This is a genomic window from Streptomyces sp. NPDC005195, from assembly GCF_040608315.1.
GTDB lineage: Bacteria > Actinomycetota > Actinomycetes > Streptomycetales > Streptomycetaceae > Streptomyces > Streptomyces kaempferi.
On the sequence record NZ_JBEXHZ010000311.1, the window covers coordinates 1 to 1,569 of the forward strand.

General features: G+C 72.3%; 2 protein-coding genes. One reads left to right on the forward strand and one right to left on the reverse strand.

What is annotated here, in order from left to right:
• Positions 1-104 precede the first annotated feature (104 nt).
• A complete protein-coding gene (locus ABZV34_RS39250; RefSeq protein ID WP_356288016.1) occupies positions 105-842 on the reverse strand; it encodes a TetR/AcrR family transcriptional regulator in 738 nt (245 codons plus the stop codon).
• Positions 843-937: 95 nt separating this feature from the next.
• Between ABZV34_RS39250 and ABZV34_RS39255 the strand changes: the two genes are divergently transcribed.
• A partial coding sequence (locus tag ABZV34_RS39255) for an MFS transporter (protein WP_356288019.1) occupies positions 938-1,569 on the forward strand: 632 nt, incomplete at its 3' end.

The following is a 1,569-nucleotide window of genomic DNA, read 5'->3' on the forward strand; positions in this document are numbered from 1 at the left end:
CACCCCGGCCGGCTCACACCCCCGCCCGGGGCCGCCCGGCCCCGGCCCCCCGGCCCCGGGCGGGGCCGGTGCGGCAAGCGCGGAGCCGGGCCCGCGCGGTCCTCTCACCGCGAACCGGGGAGCCCGTCGATCATCAGGCCGATGGTGAAGTCGAAACGGTCGTGGACGGTCCCGGCGGTGAGCTCGGCGGCGTAGCGCTTGGTCCGGGGGAAGGTGTCCGGCAGCGCGGCGAACCGGCGCAGCAGTTCGTCGCGGCTGACGACCCAGCCGTCGTCGCCGCGGCCGATGCGGCTGTTCACCAGGGAGATCTCGAGGCTGTAGGCGTTGACGTAGAGCGACAGCGAGTCCAGCGCCCAGGCGGCGGTCTGCGGGTCGATGCCCCCGGTGAGCAGGATGGCGAGCATGCCCTCGGCGACACGCAGCGTGTCCAGATTGGACGGGGCGGCGGCGAAGGCCGCCCGCGAGATACCCGGATACCGCAGATACTGGTCGCGCAGCTGGGTGCAGACACCGGCGAGCTGCCGGCGCCAGGCGGCGGGGTCCGGCTCGGGCAGGTCGATCCCGGCGCACAGACGGCCGATGAGCAGCTCGTCCAGGTCCTCCTTGTTGACCACGTGGGCGTAGAGCGACGACGGCCCCGTCTCCAGCGCGGCGGCCACCCGCCGCATCGTCAGGGCGTCGTACCCCTCCGCTTCCACGATGCCGAACGCCGTGCTGATGATGGCGTCGACCGTGATCGGCTTCTTGCGCCCGCCGGACGGACCACGCCGGGCCGCGGGCGCGCCCGAACCGGTGCCGAGCTGGTGCCGGGCCGCGCGCCGTTGCTCCGGAGTCGGTGACATACGGGCAGTCTAAACCCATCGGCGAACAGTGTTCCACGCCATCGAGAACGGTGTTCGTATTGTTCGGAACGCCGATCCGATGTAGAACAGTGTTCGTGTCCATCGACCAGCGCTCGTCCGAGGCGCCTCCCACCAGCACACCGCCGTCACGCACCGCATGGCTCGTCCTGACCGTCGTGGTCATGGCCGACATCATGGATCTGATCGACTCCAGCATCGCCACCCTCGCCGGCCCGTCCATCCACGCCGACCTCGGCGGCGGCCAGACCACCGTCCAGTGGGTGCTGAGCGCCTACACCGCGGCCTTCGCGCTCGGCCTGGTCACCTCGGGACGGCTCGGGGACCTGCTCGGGCGCCGGCGGCTCTTCCTGCTCGGCATGGCCGGCTTCACCCTGACCTCGCTGGCCTGCGGGCTCGCACCCGACCCGGTCTTCCTGATAGCCGCCCGCACCCTGCAGGGCCTGTGCGGGTCGGTGATGATCCCGCAGGGTCTGGCCCTGGTGAAGGTCGTCTTCCCGCCGCAGCACCTGCGCAGGGCGCTGACCCCGGTCGGCCCGCTGATGGGCCTGACCATGGTGGGCGGGCCCCTCCTGGCCGGCTGGCTGCTCCACCTGAACCTGTTCGGCAGCCAGTGGCGCTCCATCTTCCTCATCAACGTGCCGCTCGGCGTCCTGGCCGGCGCCCTCGCATGGCGGGTCCTGCCCCGCCGCGGCGGGGAGGACCCGGC

Bases quoted from the DNA above. Each gene is read 5' to 3' on its own strand.
- ABZV34_RS39250 (WP_356288016.1), bottom strand. From the start codon at position 842: ATGTCACCGACTCCGGAGCAACGGCGCGCGGCCCGGCACCAGCTCGGC.